Source organism: Campylobacter felis (genome assembly GCF_030250085.1).
Taxonomy (GTDB): Bacteria; Campylobacterota; Campylobacteria; order Campylobacterales; family Campylobacteraceae; genus Campylobacter_D; species Campylobacter_D upsaliensis.
Genome location: NZ_JANURX010000039.1, coordinates 1 through 837 on the forward strand (window position 1 = coordinate 1; position 837 = coordinate 837).

Genomic DNA, 837 nt, shown 5'->3' on the forward strand with positions numbered 1-837 from the left:
TTATAAAAAAATGTTCGTTAAATTAAAACTATATCAAATAAAACTTAATTTATGATAAACTCTTTGTTATTAGTTTTCTTGATTTGCAAAAATTGTAAAATGTTACATAGCTACCTTTTTTGCCTATATACTTCCAAATAGATTTTAAAGATAATTCTTTATCTATGAGTTCTTTAATTGTTTCCAAATGCTCATCATACATACTAGAATAAGAGCCAACAGGACGCCCTAAAATCTTTCCATTTGCTCTAGCTTTTTCAAGTCCAGCCTTTGTTCTTTGTGAGATAAAATCTTTTTCTACTTCTGCCATATAGGTATAAAAACTCAGCAATAATTTTGAGTGGGCACTATTAAAACTGCTAAGTTCAGGTTGTTTTAAAAAGACAAATTGAACTCCTTGTTCTGATAACTCTAAAATCAAATTCATAGTTTCAAACATACTCCTACCAAGTCTCGAAATTTCATAAACAATTAATATATCGCCCTTGTTAACTTTAGATTTCAATTCATTAATTCTTCTTTTATGCGGACTTTTAGTGGAGCTTTGCTGCACTTCTACAAATTCATCTATATTCAATTTTTCATTAAAAGCATATTGTAAAATTTGATATTTTTGTGTTTCTATATCCTGTTTATTAGTGCTTACCCTAATGTATGCTAAAACCATATTTCTCCTACTACAAAATTCGTTGATTTAATTAAATGGTATAAATACACTTAATTATAACACAATGTATGTATTAAATTATACTTTTTATAGATATAAAAAATAAGAATTTAACGAACATTTTTTTATAACAAGGAGAAAAAAATGAAAAAATCACTCGCTTTGGTTCT

At 26.4% G+C, this 837-nt stretch carries 1 protein-coding gene; it reads right to left on the minus strand.

Annotation, left to right across the window (positions count from 1 at the left end; translation table 11 throughout):
• Positions 1 to 49: 49 nt before the first annotated feature.
• Complete coding sequence (locus NYG92_RS09125; RefSeq protein ID WP_006803298.1) at positions 50 to 667, minus strand: recombinase family protein; 618 nt, start codon at positions 665 to 667, stop codon at positions 50 to 52.
• Between the last annotated feature and the right edge of the window lie 170 nt (positions 668 to 837).